19 protein-coding genes are annotated in these 16,819 nt (G+C 48.9%); 12 read left to right on the top strand and 7 right to left on the bottom strand.

The features are described 5' to 3' along the window. Positions 1-90 precede the first annotated feature (90 nt). Together SYNC_RS03255 and SYNC_RS03250 are read right to left on the bottom strand one after the other, a co-directional pair. Complete coding sequence (locus tag SYNC_RS03255) at positions 91-351, bottom strand: hypothetical protein (RefSeq protein ID WP_011618622.1); 261 nt, start codon at positions 349-351, stop codon at positions 91-93. Positions 352-371: 20 nt separating this feature from the next. After that, positions 372-1,271 (bottom strand): ABC transporter permease, encoded by a 900-nt coding sequence (locus tag SYNC_RS03250; RefSeq protein ID WP_011618621.1) that lies wholly within the window; start codon positions 1,269-1,271, stop codon positions 372-374. Between the two features lie 60 nt (positions 1,272-1,331). Here SYNC_RS03250 and SYNC_RS03245 point away from each other — a divergent pair, with 60 nt between their 5' ends. The 3 genes from SYNC_RS03245 (at position 1,332) to SYNC_RS14535 (ending at position 3,577) form a co-directional block, all read left to right on the top strand. Beyond that, positions 1,332-2,804, top strand: a complete 1,473-nt coding sequence (locus SYNC_RS03245) for a sensor histidine kinase KdpD (protein WP_011618620.1) — start codon at positions 1,332-1,334, stop codon at positions 2,802-2,804. Positions 2,805-3,010: 206 nt separating this feature from the next. Further along, positions 3,011-3,154, top strand: coding sequence for a hypothetical protein (locus SYNC_RS14945; RefSeq protein WP_237699264.1), 144 nt, complete (start codon positions 3,011-3,013; stop codon positions 3,152-3,154). 177 nt (positions 3,155-3,331) lie between these two features. Further along, positions 3,332-3,577, top strand: a complete 246-nt coding sequence (locus SYNC_RS14535; protein WP_011618619.1) for a hypothetical protein — start codon at positions 3,332-3,334, stop codon at positions 3,575-3,577. Positions 3,578-3,644: 67 nt separating this feature from the next. Here SYNC_RS14535 and SYNC_RS03230 read toward each other — a convergent pair whose 3' ends face one another. Genes SYNC_RS03230 through SYNC_RS03215 form a run of 4 tightly spaced genes read right to left on the bottom strand, consistent with a single transcriptional unit; the run spans position 3,645 to position 5,764 of the window. Next, positions 3,645-4,253, bottom strand: coding sequence for a prepilin-type N-terminal cleavage/methylation domain-containing protein (locus tag SYNC_RS03230; RefSeq protein WP_237699263.1), 609 nt, complete (start codon positions 4,251-4,253; stop codon positions 3,645-3,647). After that, entirely contained in the window at positions 4,237-4,755 is a 519-nt protein-coding gene (locus tag SYNC_RS03225; RefSeq protein WP_041426368.1) for a Tfp pilus assembly protein FimT/FimU, read from the bottom strand. The genes SYNC_RS03230 and SYNC_RS03225 overlap by 17 nt, the downstream gene beginning before the upstream one ends. Beyond that, positions 4,752-5,180, bottom strand: a complete 429-nt coding sequence (locus SYNC_RS03220; RefSeq protein ID WP_011618616.1) for a hypothetical protein — start codon at positions 5,178-5,180, stop codon at positions 4,752-4,754. Before SYNC_RS03220 ends, SYNC_RS03225 begins: the two co-directional genes overlap by 4 nt. Beyond that, positions 5,177-5,764, bottom strand: a complete 588-nt coding sequence (locus SYNC_RS03215) for a hypothetical protein (RefSeq protein ID WP_011618615.1) — start codon at positions 5,762-5,764, stop codon at positions 5,177-5,179. Before SYNC_RS03215 ends, SYNC_RS03220 begins: the two co-directional genes overlap by 4 nt. A 113-nt stretch (positions 5,765-5,877) precedes the next feature. Here SYNC_RS03215 and SYNC_RS03210 point away from each other — a divergent pair, with 113 nt between their 5' ends. After that, positions 5,878-6,609, top strand: coding sequence for a response regulator transcription factor (locus SYNC_RS03210; RefSeq protein WP_049750316.1), 732 nt, complete (start codon positions 5,878-5,880; stop codon positions 6,607-6,609). On the opposite strand, the gene SYNC_RS03205 is transcribed toward SYNC_RS03210, so the two are convergent. Then, the gene (locus tag SYNC_RS03205; protein WP_237699262.1) at positions 6,578-7,834 is read right to left on the bottom strand and encodes a HAMP domain-containing sensor histidine kinase; all 1,257 of its coding nucleotides are present in this window, start codon (positions 7,832-7,834) and stop codon (positions 6,578-6,580) included. The genes SYNC_RS03210 and SYNC_RS03205 overlap by 32 nt on opposite strands. Positions 7,835-8,002: 168 nt before the next feature. Between SYNC_RS03205 and SYNC_RS15220 the strand changes: the two genes are divergently transcribed. The 8 genes from SYNC_RS15220 (at position 8,003) to SYNC_RS03160 (ending at position 16,394) form a co-directional block, all read left to right on the top strand. Further along, positions 8,003-8,557, top strand: a complete 555-nt coding sequence (locus SYNC_RS15220; RefSeq protein WP_011618612.1) for a type IV pilin protein — start codon at positions 8,003-8,005, stop codon at positions 8,555-8,557. A gap of 88 nt (positions 8,558-8,645) precedes the next feature. Beyond that, positions 8,646-9,221: a type II secretion system protein gene (locus SYNC_RS03195; protein WP_071813704.1), complete on the top strand. Its 576-nt coding sequence runs from the start codon at positions 8,646-8,648 to the stop codon at positions 9,219-9,221. Then, positions 9,222-10,988: a hypothetical protein gene (locus SYNC_RS03190; RefSeq protein ID WP_041426367.1), complete on the top strand. Its 1,767-nt coding sequence runs from the start codon at positions 9,222-9,224 to the stop codon at positions 10,986-10,988. A gap of 186 nt (positions 10,989-11,174) precedes the next feature. Continuing rightward, positions 11,175-11,621, top strand: coding sequence for a hypothetical protein (locus tag SYNC_RS03185; protein WP_237699261.1), 447 nt, complete (start codon positions 11,175-11,177; stop codon positions 11,619-11,621). Next, positions 11,618-12,277, top strand: coding sequence for a type II secretion system protein (locus tag SYNC_RS03180; protein WP_011618608.1), 660 nt, complete (start codon positions 11,618-11,620; stop codon positions 12,275-12,277). Before SYNC_RS03185 ends, SYNC_RS03180 begins: the two co-directional genes overlap by 4 nt. Before the next feature lie 96 nt (positions 12,278-12,373). Next, positions 12,374-13,963 (top strand): hypothetical protein, encoded by a 1,590-nt coding sequence (locus SYNC_RS03175; protein WP_011618607.1) that lies wholly within the window; start codon positions 12,374-12,376, stop codon positions 13,961-13,963. 781 nt (positions 13,964-14,744) lie between these two features. Then, positions 14,745-15,251, top strand: coding sequence for a type IV pilin protein (locus tag SYNC_RS15215; protein ID WP_011618604.1), 507 nt, complete (start codon positions 14,745-14,747; stop codon positions 15,249-15,251). Positions 15,252-15,860: 609 nt separating this feature from the next. Continuing rightward, on the top strand, positions 15,861-16,394 hold the full coding sequence (locus SYNC_RS03160; protein WP_049750315.1) for a type IV pilin protein: 534 nt from the start codon (positions 15,861-15,863) through the stop codon (positions 16,392-16,394). The last annotated feature ends 425 nt before the right edge of the window (positions 16,395-16,819 follow it).

Genomic DNA, 16,819 nt, shown 5'->3' with positions numbered 1-16,819 from the left:
TGTTATAATTAATACCAACAAGTTAGAAGACAAATGTCCTTAGAGCCAAGCAATGGTTCTAAGGAAAACAACCCTCTTCCTACCGGTTGATCAGAAGGGCATCAACATATCCTTTCCAGCCTTGGAGCGAGCTGCCACAGGGTGGTTGCGACGCGCAGCCGGCAAACGAAGAGCAAAGACCAGCACAATGAGCTCAAGAAACAGGCTGCGACCGATAAACAGCACCACCAAAGCGAGTGTGATGGCCAAGATCTGCTCCAGCAAACCAATCACATCGTCGGGATTGCTGCGCCCTGCCAACCACAAGTAGGTCATCAGGCCTAGCAAGATCAATGTGGCCCAGAGCGTCATGCGTGAGACATCGAATGCTTTCAGTTTGCCGCGTCGCGACCCGTACTGCTCACCCAAGCCTCGAGTCCCTCACCAAGGAACGACAAACCCAGCACCAACACAAACATTGCCAGGCCTGGATAGAGAGCCGTCCACCAGATGCCAGTGGGCACAGCCGCAAGCGCCAGATTCAGATCACTTCCCCATTCCGGCACCGTTTCTGGCAAGCCCAGGCCTAGAAAGCCCAAGCCTCCGAGCACCAACACCGCATCAGCAGCATTCAAGGTGAGCAGCACGGGCACCGAGGTGATCACATTGCGGAACAGATAGCGCCGCAGAATCCAGATTGGGCCGGCACCGAGGGTTTGTGCAGCCTCCACGAACAGCTCCGATTTCACCTGAGCTGTTTGATTGCGCACCACTCGAAAATACTGCGGGATGTACACCACACACAGTGCTGCTGCGGCATTCGGAATCCCTCGACCCAGCAGAAACGCCAACACCACAGACAGCAACAACACCGGCAAGGTGTAAAGCGTGTCCATGAGCAGAACCAGAACCCGGTCGACCCCTCCCCCCAAATAACCACTCAACATTCCAACCGGTACTCCCACCACCAAGGCAAGAACAACCGCCAGCAGCACCACTTGAAGGGCAACGCCACTCCCCTGGAGTGTGCGCACGCACACATCGCGACCAAGCCGGTCGGTGCCACACCAATGCTGCGGAGACGGCGGTGCATAAATCGCACTGTCCAAACCGGCATTGGGATCTGGAAGGAAGCCAATGCTGATCAAAACAGGCGTGAGCAGGGCAACGGCGATGTAGATCCCCACAATCACAAGACCCCATCGGGCCATGCGCGCCGAGAGGGTGGGGCGTGAGATGCCTAAGGGCGAGACCGCAAAGCTCAAGGCAACAGAACGAGCGAAGGGTTCCATTCTCCCTGGTCCTGCTGCCAGAATTGAGGCAGCGATACGTCTACGGAAGGAACCGATTTCGTGGCATCTAAGTCCAACTGGAGATCGCAACTTCTAGGAAGCCTTGAAGGCCAACTCCAGCTGGCCACCTACATCGCCGTTCTGATCGGATTCACCGGAGCTACCACCACAGGGCTTTGGCTCAGTAATCGCACTCAGATACGAAATGGAGAAGCGGATTTACAGGCCAATGCGGAGCATCTGACAAACGCTCTCATGGCATATGACTATCTAGGGCAAGGCCACTCAGCCAAAGATTGGAGCCCAGCTATTCAGTTACAAGTGCGTCAGGAGCTACGCGATCACTCCAGCGTGCGAACCACCATCTGGATCGAATTGGCGGATGGACGCCTGGTGCTGCCGACATTTGGCCACATCCCTATACCAATTCACATGATGAGAGCCACCATGAAGGCTCACAGAAAAGATCACACAACCCAACTGATCAATGTAGGAGGCCAGAATTACCTCACGCTTCTGGGTCGTTCCTATCCAACGGGAGAAAAGGTTTGGAGTGGAGCTTTAGCAAGAGACACCGGCCGCATCCAAAATGAATTTCTGGGTTGGATGATCTTGGTTGGGTTGGGATCGATGTTGATCTCACTGATCACAATTAACGCGATGGTGCGAAGAATCGTGAGGCCTCTTCTAGAACTCAGTGAGCGCAGTGCAGCCCTCACCGCCGAAACCCTCAATCAAGATCCGATTCCGAAGATCACAACGGCACCAAAGGAAGTGCGCCAGTTAGCCATGACCTATTCCGAATTGATCGAACGCCTGGCCCTGTCATGGGATGATCAACGTCGCTTTGTGAGTGCTGTGAGCCATGAGTTGCGAACACCCCTCACCATTGTTCAGGGATATCTGCATCGCACGATTAAGCGCAGCAAGGGATTAAGCGACGACGAACGTCGTGGACTGAAAACCGCAGAAGAAGAAAGCATTCGCATGCGAATGCTCCTCGATGATCTCCTCGACCTCGCGCGCGGTGACTCCGGACAACTCCAACTCAACCAAGAAGTGGTAGACCTTGATGTATTGGTAGGCAAAGCTGCTGATCTAAGCCGAAGCTATCTCACGGATCACAGGCTTAAAGTGGTGAACAAAATCGCTTATGATGAAAGCAGTGTGGCACTAGCTGATGCTGGACGCCTGCAACAAGTACTCTTGGATTTAATCGATAATGCTGCCAAATACTCTTCACAAGGCTCTCTAATTACGTTGCTGCTGTACCCACATAAGGATGGCATTGCAATTGACGTAAAAGACGAGGGAATTGGAATTCCAGATGGCGATCTCCCGCATATTTTTAAGCGGTTTTATCGTGGTAAAAACAGCTCTGAAATCAGTGGGACAGGGCTCGGGCTGTCTGTTGTTGCCCTAATGATCTCCGCTATGGGAGGGCAGGTATACGTTCAAAGCAAAGAAGGAGAAGGAAGCTGCTTCTCAATAATCCTTCCCAAACCAACTACAACTTCAGACAAACTCTCATGATGATCTACTACCTAGTATTTAGTTCTTTACTCATTCCAGTGAATTTATGGGCTGCTACTACACCCCATATACATAGTGATCTAAGCATGCAACTCCTACATGCAACTTCAACTGTAATCCTGCTACCTTTACTGGCAAGCCTGTGGATCCAACGAAAACATCTCAATCATATCACTAGCTTTATTCTAAGTATTTTTCTGTGCGTGATGGTAGTGATCAACACCTGGATTGCTTTCATGGGAATGGGGGTGCGCAATGGCTGGATTGATCACATTTTCCTTGCCCTAGCAGCGGCGAGCGTAGGTGCCTACTTCCTGTTCATGCCTGCACCAGAATCCGAAAAAGCTTAAAACCAATATGAGCTTGATGTAGCCTGCAGTTGCTGAGACCACATACTTGGATATCGCTGAATCAGCATTAATTAAAACTATTTGATGCCGTCATAGAGATAGCCGGTGTAGTGGTGTAACGATAGAGAACCTTCAAAGAACACTTGCTTAGAATTGAATCAATAGGTCTCAAGCTACTTGCAAAATCAAACCAATCATCATCCTCAAATCCCCACCTATTTGGTTGCAGTGTCATCTGCCTTTTTAGTTGAACTGTTTCATTTGGAATACAGCGGACCATTTTTAGTTGGACATTCATTCCTAGTTGGACTGGTCGTGGGGCTATTTGGCTGGCTACTTGCCTGGGGATTATGGCGATTCTGGAGAGTGTTTCCTTACAAGCGCTGGGTGAAAATCAGAATCAAAGTTTATTTCAACGAATAAGGCTCCAGAACCCATCAGAATGAAAATGAAAGAAACGCTAACTGCTTGACCCGTAAGTCTCCAAGCATCAAAACACCGCAACAGAGCGAAGGCGTCCAGAGCCACCATCAGCCAGCTGCTCTAACTCGAGATGCAGCACTTTGGATTGAGAGTCAAGGCGAGCTTGAAACCCCAAACCCTGTTTAGGTAATCCATCAATGAGAACACGATTTTGGGCCCTACCCCCTGCCCTGATCACACCATCGAGTCCGTAGGCGGGCCCGCAACGCATCAAAACCTGGCCGCGCCAAATCGGTGAGGGCGCAGCTCCCACGCTGTAAACAATGGTTTGAATTGAAGCCTGGGTGTGAGCTGAATCCAAGCCGATCGCCAACACGGGCTGCCGGCCAGCCATGGCACAGGGCCATTGATGGGAGACAGCAGGATCAACCATCCAGGTAGAGCCAATCGCTAATTCATCACGAATCAGCTCCAAGGTGCGGCGGCGCTGCGCCGATTCACGCAAACGACTCGCCATACTTTTACCTAGGCGTAGATCAGCGCCGATCAGCTGCAGCAACACAACAAACAGCATGCTGCCAAGGCTCAGGGAGAGCAGCAGCTCGATCAACGTGAAGCCACGATTGGCATTTGTTGAAGGAAATTGCCTGATCATCCACTTAGCGCGCTGAGACATGAGGCAAGCAACGACTACTTCCTAGGCGCCCGCCCTTGGAAGGAAGTGGATCCTGATAAGAGCCAATGCGACTCACTCCCAAGGGCAAGCTCACCACCAAACAACGAGCTTTGACTAAACGTGGATGACTGAGCACCGCGATTCCTCCATCCAAAATCAAACCATTGGCGGTGACGCGCAACACCGACGGCAGGTTGGTACTCAAGACAATCGGGCCATGCTCAAAATCCTCCTGCAACGAGAAGCCGATCCCAGTACAGGAGGGAATGGCACCACTCAGGAACTCTTCATCAGGAGCACGAAACCCCTCCTCGGTGAGAGCAATTCCGCAAGCTCGCTGTTCACGCTTGGCGATACTGCGAGCTCGATCCAAACCGATCTGCAAGCGTCGCGCACTGGCATCCAGTTGAAGCTGATCACGATCGCTGCGACCCGTCACAAATGGAACCGACAGCACAATCCCCAGGACACTCACCACCATCAGCTGCTCGATCAAGCTCATGAGCTCAGATCCTCGGGCTGGCAGAGGCCATAGGCCGCAGGCGTAAACAGCAAACGCCTGATCAATGGAGACGCTTGTTTCTGGGGAACAGCACTGAGTTCCAACCAATAACCAAGACCCTGCGGATCGGGGGTCCATCGGCTGCGAACATCAGATCCAATCGGCAAGCGATCAGCAAGGGCTGCTTCTAAAGCCGTTGCATTAAAGCTGCAGTCTTGTGAGCTTGGATCGAGCAAATCAGCGGATACCGGTGCTGACTGAAGCCAACGATCCGTAGCGATACGCGCGGTCTCCAATTGAAGTGACAAAGCATCCAACTGGGTAGAGCGTTGAATTTCATGAGCAGCCTGATTCCATACGCCCAGGGCGGCACTGCTGCCACCGGCCAACACAACAGACGAAACCACCACTTCAACCAACGTCATGACTCGCCCTCCAGCTGAGGAACTCGGGCCTGAAGCTGAACATCACCAATACCGAGTACGGCAGGAGCAGTGGGATCTAACCCAAGCCGAAAGCTTCCGGTTCGGCCGTCCGCCAATTGCAGTGTCAATTGCCCACTGCGAGTGCTGGGCTGCCAATCGAGTAGAGACCATGGAATCTCAGCCACCACACCACGACTCACCGCGAATGGATCGGCACCTTCGCAGGACTGGGCGATATCAGACCAATCCGTGAATGGCCACGGCAGCAAACAAGATTCAGGCCCACGGGCAGCTGCAGCAAACGCTTGTGCCGCGGAACGCAACTGATCAGCAGTGACATCCCGCCTTAGAAGTGCATGCAGGCGCAAACGTCCTTGAAGACTGAGGGTGTAGATGGAAGCGCTACCCAAAAGCAACACCGCTGACGCAGACAAAGCCAGGGGCAAGACAAAACCAGCCTGAGCTTGAGGCCGAGATGCCGTCGCAAGAGGCACAGGATCAACACGCAACTGCAGGAAGTGTTCCCCCTGCGAATCACAAAGTGGCAGAAAGGGCAAGAGCATCCAACAAAAACTCCAGACCATCGCCCGTCAGAGAGACACAAAGAGTCAAGACAATCCCCCAAAGGGGGGATGTCTCAGAGGAAAATCAATGTGAGATTGGACAAAGAGCTGGAAAAAAAAGAAGAGGTTTGAATGTGAGCAAGCACGATCACGAAGGTCAACAACCCAAATCCCAAGTGCTGCTCGTTGATGACGATCCAGAGCTGCTGAGCTTTCTCTATGAAGAGTTCACAAGCGACAAAGTGACGTGTACGTGCAGCAAAACTGGTAGTAAAGCCCTAACACTTCTGCGGCAGCAACGCTTTGACCTTGTGGTTTTGGATTGGAACCTGCCCGATTTCGACGGCCTGGAGATCTGCCAGCGCCTGCGGAGCAGTGGCAACACCACACCGGTGCTGATGCTCACGGCCCACGATGATCTCGACGCACGGGTGCAAGCCCTCGACTATGGAGCTGATGACTACATCAGCAAACCCTTTGAACTGAGGGAACTCCATGCACGGGTTCGAGCACGGCTTAGACGTGGCACATTCGCCGCTGCCGAAAAACAAAAGGAACAGTTGGAGCTCGGAGACTTGCGCATCAACCTCCTAAAACGAGCGGTGCATCGAGGCGAACACAAGCTCTCGCTAACGCAACGGGAATTCGATCTCCTTTGCTATCTGATTGGCCACCATGGGGAGGTGCTACACCGCAAAAACATTTTGGAAGGAGTGTGGGGTGCGCCGTTCGTGGGTGATCCCAACACGCTGGATGTCTATATGGGCTACCTGCGCCGCAAAGTAGAGAAGCCAGATCACCCCCAACTTCTCCACACCATTCGAGGGATTGGATTCATGGCGAGGCTGGAGAAAACGAGCGCCTGAAGCGCATCTGACAATCTGCGCCACCGCCGGGCACATCAGCAATCTGCAAGCTGCCATCCATCGCTTTCAGCAGGGCATCCACCAGTGATAAGCCAATCCCCGAGCCACGACTGCCAGCCGAGCTGGTTCCTCTCCTGAACCGCTGCAACTCAAAAGAGCGCTCTGATGAGGAAGTTCCGCATCCAGAATCAAGCACATGCAGCACGCAGCAATCCTCCTCTAAGGAGGCCTCCAAACAGACAGGTCCTTCGCTGTAGAGCAACGCATTTTTAACTAAGGCATCAAGGCACTCTTGAACCCGGCAATGATCACCGATCAAAGTTGTAGACGTTGTAGACAGAGGTGTTGGCAACAGCAAACGTCCATCAGCAACCAAGGAAAGACGTTCATAAGCAATCAGCAACTGCTCATCGACATCAAGGTTTTCCAGTTTCAAGTCCAAACGCCCCGCTGTTGCGCGGGACAAGTCACGCAACATCGTGATAGTCACCCCCATCCGCTTGGCTTCTGAGGCAACCACCGAGATGGAGCGTTGTAACTCAAGTGGGAGCGGATGCCGCTGAAGACGTTGGGCGTGGCCAGACATCAATGTGATGGGCGTGCGCAGCTCATGGGCAACTCCATCAACAAAGCTGCGCTCACGCTTCCACTCGACAGCCAGGCGTTCCTGCAGGTTGTTGAAAGCCAAGGCGATTGGGCGCAACTCATGCGGCTGATGATCCGGATCGAGCAAATGATCACCAAGATTGTCAGCATCAAGAGTCTGGAACTGATGATCAAGCTCTTGAAGCGGCAACACCAGTTCACGGCGATGTACAAGACGCAACAAAACAAAGGTCAACAAGATTGACCCACCAGCCAGCGCGAGCAACGAAAGCTGGCTGAAGCGCTCCTGGGCTAGGGAATGAGTGATGTTTTGACGCAGTTCCAACCACTGCCAATCGCCCTGCGCTGTTGAAACGCGACGACGACTCACCAGCCACTGCTGTCCTTCCGCAAGTGATTGCTGCTGAGGGAGCAAATCAGGCCCCTCGGAATGCAGGCGAATCTGCAACGTCTCGTTTTCCAAAGGCAAAGCAGGAGGTGTTGCACCCCTGAGCTGCAGGATCAAGGAGGCAGCTAAGCGCTGGTGATTGTCACGACGCTGGACATCCGCCAAACCAGCGTTAATCGCCAAGAACAAGGCATAGCCAGCGATCACGGAGAGCAGAGCAGCGGACTGCAAGCCAATCCGCAGGGACGGTAAAAACAGATGTTTCCGCGATGAAGCCAGAACCATAAGAACGTTCTTAGAGAGCTCTAGCTGTTTTCTCGGCTACTGGCCATTCATAAAAGAGACGATGAATAGGAGAGCACAAAACGTGCCGAAGAAACAACAAACAAACTAAACATCATGAATCCACTGAATAGCCGCATGCAATTGGCCCTGATCAACCGCAAGAAAAGCCGCAATCTTCTCGAAAAGGGCTTCACCTTGGTGGAGCTGATGATCGTGATTGTGATTGTTGGGATTTTGTCTGCTGTTGCACTTCCGAACTTCTTAAGCCAAACAGATAAAGCCAAAGCCACCGAAGCCAAAAGTGTATCTAGCTCCTATTTAAAACAGATTTATGCCGCATACCAAGAGGGCGGCTTGTCAGCTGCAAATTCTGCTATTGGAACTGGAAGCATCCCATGTCCAGCAGACACAAGGTATTTCACTTTTAGCTGCCCAGATCCAGAAAATGCTGATACAAATCAAATTATCGCAACAGGAAATACGACCAGCGGAAGTCTTTCAGAATCGACAATCACATCTTCCGTTTACTTAACCGCTCAAAATGCTGTAACGGGATCCTCAGGAAGTGGTGTAGAAGGAGAAGCCGGTTACCAAGCACCAACACCAGATATCCCTGCCCTATCAAGCGGAACCATTGTAATTGGTAATCCAGAAGCAGGCAAAAGCTAAAAGCGATTAACAATACTACGCACTCTCTAAAGCGAATAATTCACTCGAGAGAGTGCGACAACAAGAAAGGAATCAAAGGCGACGAATCATGGCCATAACCAACAGATGGAAAACCTATTCGACAGCAGCGAACACGATCAAGGAAATAACTTGCGATCACGGATTCACACTAAGTGAATGCATTATAACGGTTGCAATCGTCGGAACACTCTCAAGCATTGCACTGCCAAACTACATCAATCAAGTGAACCGCACAACACAAAATGAGGTTGTGGCAACAGTCTCACAGCTGCAAACAACTATAGCCGCTTATGCAGATGAATATGGAATTCTACCAACAAGTTGGCTCGATCTCCATAACATTAGCGCCATAATGACTGTAGAAGGCCCCATAACCGAGCTCAAAGACGATGAGACTAAAAGTCTTGGTGATGAGCCTGAAAGCGTTGATGATAATACGCAAAGCTTTGAAGACGATGAGATCATTCTTGCCAATGGGAACTACAAAGTGGGAATATCAAATAATATTAATTTATTCACGATTACAGCAAATCGCGAAGAATCAAAGCTGAATGTGGTCGCTTGCATAAATCTCAGCAACGGTGCCAGTGACATCAATCGAGGGTCAATTAAGGCAGAAGCAACAACTCCCAACTGTGGATAAATGAAATTTCCAAGAGCCTTCGGCATTAAAAGATCGGGTCTAAAGATTCCCGCACAAGAACAAGGGCTTTCTTTATTGCTCGCCTTGATGATGGGAATGGTGCTAATCGCAGGGGTGAGCGGATTGCTTCTACGGCAACTAATGGGACGCAAACTTGGAGCCGCCGAGAGCTATCAGCAGATGGCCGAAACGGCAGCCTTGAATGGATTTAACCGAATCCTCAGCGAGCTGAATGAGAACAATCACAGGGAGGTCGATAGCGATCTAAATAAGGACAAACAAGGCGGTGGAGATGAGGAGGTCAAAAGCAAATACAAGGGATACCTCTTCACCCTCAATCACAACGGCGGCAATCCAGAAAATCCAGGATCTGAGCAGTGGGGTTGGAACCCTGCAAACCAGACAAACTTCCTGCTCAGAGAGCTCTGCACCGATCGAAGTCAACTACCAGCAGCGGTGCCCGCTGATGCAGGAAACGCAAATCCTCCCCATACGGATTTAACAGCAGGCACTACCAGCCAACGCAAGGATGGACAGAACAACATCAAACTCCAGTATCGACTGAGGGGCTATGCAACAACAGCAACAGCCGAAAACAACGGATTAGGAGAAGGGCGCTTCCAAATCGAAGGCATTGTTTTGCGGGATGGTGATGACCCCAAAACAAATTACCTAGCGAGAACGCTGTTGTTACGTTCCCTCTATGTGAACTCGATCGTCGTAGGCGAGGGAGATTGGGCTGTATTGTCAGGCCCCACACTCTCCCTCGGTGACACCAAAATCCTGAAAAGCAACCTAGATATCGGCAATGGAAAAGTATTGCTCAATGTAAGTAGCGCTGAGCCCTATCAAAAGGAAACAGGATGCGATCCCGACGATCTGCTTGAAGACGTTCGCGCCAGTGATAACAACGATAATCTCAAGGACAGAATCGTTCCAATCCTGGGGGGTCTTCCGACAAGCAATATCTGGGACTTAGGTCTAACCCAGGACAAGCATCCAGGCTCAGAACACGTACGGATCTGGACCTTTGATGACACACAAGGCCTGCAGGAATGCCAATCCATTGCTTGCAGTCGAGATACCAATACAGCCACTGCGCAGAGCCGACCAGACATCGAAGAAGATAACGCTGCAGTGATCCGACTCAGTACCAATGAACTGTGCAATGGCAAAGGATCCGACTGCCACGTATTCGTTGAACACATCAACCTCACCAACACAAGGTTGCTGATCGAAACCAGCGCCAGCAGGCCCGTGGTCTTGCATTTGGAATATCCAGGAACATCCACCGTGGCACCCTCAGAAACTGGCATCACCGGCAGCATCAGTCTCGGCAACGGCAGCGAACTTTGTGGTGTGAACAATGAGGAAACAACCTGCAACGCTGAACCAGAGCAACTGGTGATTCTCTCGGCAGCACCGAAACCCTCAGGCGTACGCAGTTGTGATTCGGTCTCTCCACAAACTGATCAATACGTGCTGGCCTTTGATGGCGACAGTCTGCCCAATGCAACTGTTCATCTCATTCCAGGGTTTGTAAAAACAGGCAGCAGCGGAACCAAACTGAACGGCCTGATCTGGGCTGATGGAATCTGCACCAACTCAGGACCGTTCTCCTTGATGACCGACACCAACGGAAGCAGCAGCGTCGTTCGCGATCTCAATGATCTTTGGGGCTGGGAAAATAAAAACTTTCCTGGCTATGGCCAGATGGTGACCCGCGGCATTCGGGGCAGTGGCCTGGATACATTCCGCCGTTGGTAATTCAACTCTCATTATCGCCTCAGAACGAGGACAGTAATGACATTTAAAATGAAAGAGAAGTCACGAATCACGCATTGATTTAAAAAACACAGAGTGAATATCAAGGGTCGCTATCGACACCAAAGTCAACACAAGGTGACAGCCAATGGATTCACCATTGTGGAGGTCTTGATTGCTGGAATCTTAATGGCCTCTGCCCTCACAGCAGTGGGGAGACTTTCCGTAGCAGCCCTCAGCGTGAGTGCACATTCATCCGCCAGGGCAAGCATGGAAGCAGCGATCAATGACAACATTCAGACCATGCAAAAAGAAGATTCTTATTTCACACAAGAGTGGATCAAAAACAATGACAAATATAATTTCGAAACGGCCTGCTCAAGTCCAGCTGAAACGTTAGGTGAGCACCTCAAAACCATTGACCAAGATCCAAGACTTATAGTTCACGTTGACTCAGAGCCAAGCTCAACAGTTGTCTCAAAGAACAAACCAATCACCCGCACCTTTGATTTCAGTACAATTCCAGGAATCCTCAAGATCAGTTATAGTTTTGAAGGGCCAGAAAAGCAAATCGAGGATGAAATACGAGTTATAGAAATGAATCCAAATTTTGCGTCTCAGTGTTACCAAACATGACACAAGAACACGCAACTGAAGGATTCTCATTATTAGAACTTCTGGTGGGCATCGTGATCATCTCGATTGGCCTATCAACATCAATTCCCACCTATATCCGCAACATGCGACAAGGCGAAGTCGATCGCTACACCCAGCAAATTGAAGCTGGCTTCTTTGCACTTCGTGCCAAGTTAGGCAAGCAAAAAACAAGCTGCACACTCAGGTTTGATCACTCAGGTCTAAACAACTTTGTACCTCCATCAGATCTGGTGGAGATGGGCGAGCATCCTGAACGTCTTGAATGTTGCAATAGCGATATAAGGGCAGCAGGAGAACCCAGTGGTTGCGCAAATGGACCCCAGATCGGAGATTTGCTTGCATCATCCATCACTAATTCACTACAAAAAAGCAAAGTACAACGTGACCGATCCTTGCGTTTAATAGACCGAGAAGGCACTGCTGAATCACAAGTTGTGGAGGTTGCTGTTAATTCTGCAACCTATGAATTAACACCGCCAGGTACCAGCACAATGTCTGATAATCTAATTTTTCTCATTCGTTCAACTAACACCAGTGAGAAGAGGCTGCGCACGCGTTGCTTACAAATATCCGGGACCGGTACCGTATTGAGCGCCAGCTGGAATCAAGCCACGTCAAGCTGTAAAAATAGATGAAAAGCCCTCAGGCAGAACTCAGTTCATCATCATCACGCGCAAAGATTCAAGCCTCAAGTATCAATCATAATAAGAAGATCAAGAGGCTAATAGGTCATGGCACGAAAACAATTTCTATCCACGATTCCACGTAAACCACAGAAGCAGAATGGTTTCGCTGGCATGAGTGAGCTAATAATCGCATCTGGCGTCGGAACGCTTTTAATCATGGCTTCCGGCGCCGCATTGCGATCCACTGGAACATTGATTAAGCAGTCAGAAGTAAAAACAACCCTTCGCCAGAATTCAATCAATGGCTTGAGATTAATGCGATCAGAGGTGGAACGCAGTATGCATCTAGTGCTCAACAAAACGGAAAGTACTTCAGAGGATCAAGCGCACATCAATCTCAGCGACAGTCGCTATAGCTCTCTTCTCAGCGAATGTGCAGCTCTTGCAGGGAATAGCCTCTTTAAGCCAATGTTTGGTGTAAAGATGGTTGAATTAACTAAGCCAGTACTTTACGGAGTCAGCATTGGATCAGGCGGCTACAGCATCGAACGCTGTGGAGCACCACTTGATCCTGGTGGCAAATACAAAGAAACGGAAAATCTCTTCTTATCACGTGTCATCGATCACGTTGGAGCCATTCCCTGCCGCCAGAAAAGCGAGCTCAATCAAGGGGAAAGTTTGTCCACAGCCTGCGAAGACAATGCTCCCACATTGGCACAGATTCTTGCAAGCACAAACTTTACATTTACAGCCGGAAAGACTCCAAACCGCAGTGAACGACAACCGGGACTTCGAATCGAAACAGATACAAACTACAAACTTATAAAATTCATAGATCCTACCCAATCAACGGAAGACAGCATCACTCAGAGCTTCATCAATAAGCTGGGAGTTGGTGACAAGCAACTAACCGAACAGCCCCTTTATTTCACTGCCTTCGCAAGAGCGGACAAGCGCATTGGCAACTTCGGAGACGACGGTCAAGGAGGACCCTTGAGTGGTGCATTCTTCCAGAACATCACCAGCAACAAGGTGCGCTTTGCAGTCGATGGGTCGGGCTCCATGAGTGCCTGTGTGATGTGGGGTGAGGGCTATGGGACTTGGCGCACCTTCTACGATCCCAAAGAAGGTCGCTACCGCGACACGCGTCGAATTTGTGCTCTCACTCGGATGGAGGCACTCATCAGTGAGATGACGATGATCCTGGATCAATTGCCGGTAAACACCAAAGTGGGCATCACCTCTTTTAGTTCAGATGGTTACATGAACAACAGGGAATGGAGCGAATCAAGCAATGGCTTGGTAAGGATTGGAAATGAGGGCAAGAGAGATTCAGCGATTGCCTTTGTAAACACTCTTGATGATTCAAAAGTAACCAAATGGGGAGGTACTTACCCATGGAAAGCAATACAAAAAGCCTTTGATGATACAGAGACAGACACTCTCTACCTCATGTCTGATGGGCAACCCAATCGAGACAGGAATGGTGGGGGATGGTCCAATTGGGATCATCAATCAACAGCAGATTACTACGCAAATGAAAACCATGACAGAAACCATAATGGCAAAGATCGCGCTCTTATTGTCAACTCCACATCGCTTGGTCTTGAGTCAAGGTGGTTGGAAATGCTGTCAGAAAAGACACAAGGCTATTACAATCAAATCGACAAGGAAAATCTGCAAGAAAACAGCTAAGGAGAAATCTCTAAAGACTAAGACGGCAATTCCAAACAGAATGATTCAACAGATTAAATCAAACTATCAGATTTTAGCAACATCACAAGATGCACTGAAGCAGAGCCAAGTTGCGCGAACACAATGGCCTCTTATTTAATCATAAAGAATCAAAGCAAGCTCAATAGACAAGGAATGAGGCCAACAAAAATAGATTCAGTTGAGCAAACAACCTAAAGAAAATATCTCGAATAAAACTGGAGACAAACAAATACGCAAAAAACATTTCAAAAGCTTTTCCAAGCAATACAAACTCACAATCGCGAACTCGAAATCTTTGATGACTTGACGACACCATAGTCATCAACAAATTACAACTAATCTATTAACAGACCTGAAGAGGAAGAGGAAGAGGAAGAGGAAGAGGAAGAGGAAGAGGAAGAAGAAAGCAAAGGCTGGCACCGTTGCAAATAATAGATGCTGTGGAAAGGAAAAGCCGATCAAAAAGCATATGACCAATAGCAGCCACTAAAAGGAGAATCCATACGCACATCAGGCAACCAAGAAGCGAACGTTGCGATGTAGATAACGGTAACGAGACAATCCAGCAGCAATCCTGAGCCAGTAATCAGCCCCTGGATCAACCAAAACTCGTTGGCAGCATTGGGATGCAGGCAAGTACCCGTCGTTTTCAGGCAACTTTCAGGCAACTTTCACCAAACCCTTGCGCACTCGCTGATCAAAAGTAAAATCCGCCTGAGCAAGCACGGACCGTGCAAATCCACTAATACCCCCAAAAGCAATGAGCATCCTCAACAGCCGCATTCAACTTTCAATTCTCAGCAGAAAAAAGGAGCCTGGTCTAGTTCAAAAGGGCTTCACGTTAGTGGAGTTGATGATAGTCATTGTGATTGTAGGGATTTTGAGCGCAATCGCTTTGCCAAATTTCCTTAATAACACCACCAAAGCAAAGACAACTGAAGCCAAGACTAAAATTTCCGCAATCTTAAAAGACGCTCATGCTGAATATCAACTTGATGGAGAGATAGCAACTGCTATAGCTGCTGCTGAAGAACAAGCAGAAGAAAATGATTCTGACAATTTTACATATACAGCGGACGAAGGGGCTGATGATGATCAAGTAACGGTTACTGCAGAAGCCAATCCAAGCGCTGATGGCGGTGATGCAACCTTAGTAACGGCTGAGACGGATGGAACACCCCTTGATGGATGCGTAAATCTCACAACAGGAAAAATAGAGATAAGAAAATCATTTAAAGACGACTCGGATCTTGATTGCAGCGCGTAAATCAGTTTCGAACTAAGTCTAAAGTAAATAGTCATCAAGGCTATCGTTGAGATAGTGTTGATGACTTTTTTATACAAATAATATTTCAATCAAACACTTCCTCATAAACCGCTGACAGCAACCAAGCGGTATCTGAACCAATAGGCAAGCAGGATATTCCATCAAATTTATTTAACACATCATCAAAACCAGAAATTGCGAAAAGCCTCGAAGCGAATCATCAATCAGCTGCTAAGCGAGGTACAAATAAAATCAAACAAATCACTGATCCAAGAACCAATTAAATCGATATCTCTGTCTATCTATTTTTTAGCGTCCTTATCAAAAAACGATAAGCATTAACGAATGATCGCACTTGATATTGGTAGCCATCAAAGCTCACATTCCAACTCTATCTACAATCTCCACTTCATTGATAAATTAGGTTCCAAACCTTAAAAACCAATGATGAATGAGACACGACAAGAAAGATAACAGTCGGAGCTGGAGCGACTGAAAACCCATCCATGCGTAGCCTAATGGCATTGATACATGAAAAAATCTTTAGTGCCTACCCTGGCCTTTCCTTGAATTCCTCCTTAGTATTGACTGAGGAAAAGATGAGAGTTCGTGCTCACCTCGCTCAAAAGACTTGATTCCGATAGGCCTCTTGGGCTGAAAGGCTTCACCTTGACAGAGGTGATCATCACCGTGGGAATTGTCGGCATTTTGAGCTCAATTGCCCTGCCCAATTATTTTCGTCAAATCCAAAAGACGCACCAGGCTGAAGCGAACGCGACGATGGCACAGATGATGGCAACGGTCGCTGCATTTGCCGATGAGTTTGGAACGCAACCTAAGCGATGGGTTGACCTGAACACCATGACAACCTTGATGACAAATCAAGGCCCAGCCGTGATAGAAGACGGCGATTTAACGAAGGCGATTACCCTACCTGGTGAACGCTATCAATTGAATCGAATCAATAGTATGAATGCAGAAAAATACTACGTATTTGAAGCTATAGCAACTAACACAGCAGCGTCGGATTTAAACATCATTGCTTGCATTGATCTTCAAACTGGCGCCAGTGATCAAATCATTGGCCGCAAAGATGAGGCGGCAAATATTAACTCGTTAAAATGCCAAGGGAGTAGCGGGTGAAGATCAATACCACTAGAAACAAACATTTTCGGGAGGACGAAAACGGGATTGCAATATTACTGGCGCTAATGCTGGGATTGGTGCTGAGCGCCGGAGCGAGCGCTTTATTGATTAATCAATTATACGCAAAAAGGCTAAGCAGTTCAGAAAGCTATCAGCAAATATCAGAAGCTGCTGCACTGAATGGATTTAACAGGATATTGGCGCTACTGAACAACCCAGACAAAGATCAGTATCGGGGATTCCTCTTCACGATCGACAATCAAGAAAATACGTCTGCCGCGAATAATGGATTAACCTGGTTGAATTTACAAGACAATCCTGAGCTTAATTTGGAGGAAATCTGCACAGATACCAGTATAGGAATGCCCGATCATCCCATTGCATCAAGGTCTTGGCCAACCAACGAAATACCTTTTCATACG

It is taken from the genome of Synechococcus sp. CC9311 (assembly GCF_000014585.1).
Lineage (GTDB): Bacteria > Cyanobacteriota > Cyanobacteriia > PCC-6307 > Cyanobiaceae > Synechococcus_C.
This window is presented reverse-complemented; position numbering and strand designations above follow the sequence as displayed.

What these genes read in the sequence shown, in the direction of transcription:
- SYNC_RS03175 (WP_011618607.1), top strand. Translation starts at nt 12,374, where the DNA reads ATGGCACGAAAACAATTTCTATCCACGATTCCACGTAAACCACAGAAG.
- SYNC_RS03225 (WP_041426368.1), bottom strand. Translation starts at nt 4,755, where the DNA reads ATGAGCTTGATCGAGCAGCTGATGGTGGTGAGTGTCCTGGGGATTGTG.
- SYNC_RS03195 (WP_071813704.1), top strand. Translation starts at nt 8,646, where the DNA reads ATGGCCATAACCAACAGATGGAAAACCTATTCGACAGCAGCGAACACG.
- SYNC_RS15215 (WP_011618604.1), top strand. Translation starts at nt 14,745, where the DNA reads ATGAGCATCCTCAACAGCCGCATTCAACTTTCAATTCTCAGCAGAAAA.
- SYNC_RS15220 (WP_011618612.1), top strand. Translation starts at nt 8,003, where the DNA reads ATGAATCCACTGAATAGCCGCATGCAATTGGCCCTGATCAACCGCAAG.
- SYNC_RS03255 (WP_011618622.1), bottom strand. Translation starts at nt 351, where the DNA reads ATGACGCTCTGGGCCACATTGATCTTGCTAGGCCTGATGACCTACTTG.
- SYNC_RS03180 (WP_011618608.1), top strand. Translation starts at nt 11,618, where the DNA reads ATGACACAAGAACACGCAACTGAAGGATTCTCATTATTAGAACTTCTG.
- SYNC_RS14945 (WP_237699264.1), top strand. Translation starts at nt 3,011, where the DNA reads ATGGTAGTGATCAACACCTGGATTGCTTTCATGGGAATGGGGGTGCGC.
- SYNC_RS03250 (WP_011618621.1), bottom strand. Translation starts at nt 1,271, where the DNA reads ATGGAACCCTTCGCTCGTTCTGTTGCCTTGAGCTTTGCGGTCTCGCCC.
- SYNC_RS03220 (WP_011618616.1), bottom strand. Translation starts at nt 5,180, where the DNA reads ATGACGTTGGTTGAAGTGGTGGTTTCGTCTGTTGTGTTGGCCGGTGGC.
- SYNC_RS03185 (WP_237699261.1), top strand. Translation starts at nt 11,175, where the DNA reads ATGGCCTCTGCCCTCACAGCAGTGGGGAGACTTTCCGTAGCAGCCCTC.
- SYNC_RS03215 (WP_011618615.1), bottom strand. Translation starts at nt 5,764, where the DNA reads ATGGTCTGGAGTTTTTGTTGGATGCTCTTGCCCTTTCTGCCACTTTGT.
- SYNC_RS03230 (WP_237699263.1), bottom strand. Translation starts at nt 4,253, where the DNA reads ATGTCTCAGCGCGCTAAGTGGATGATCAGGCAATTTCCTTCAACAAAT.
- SYNC_RS03190 (WP_041426367.1), top strand. Translation starts at nt 9,222, where the DNA reads ATGAAATTTCCAAGAGCCTTCGGCATTAAAAGATCGGGTCTAAAGATT.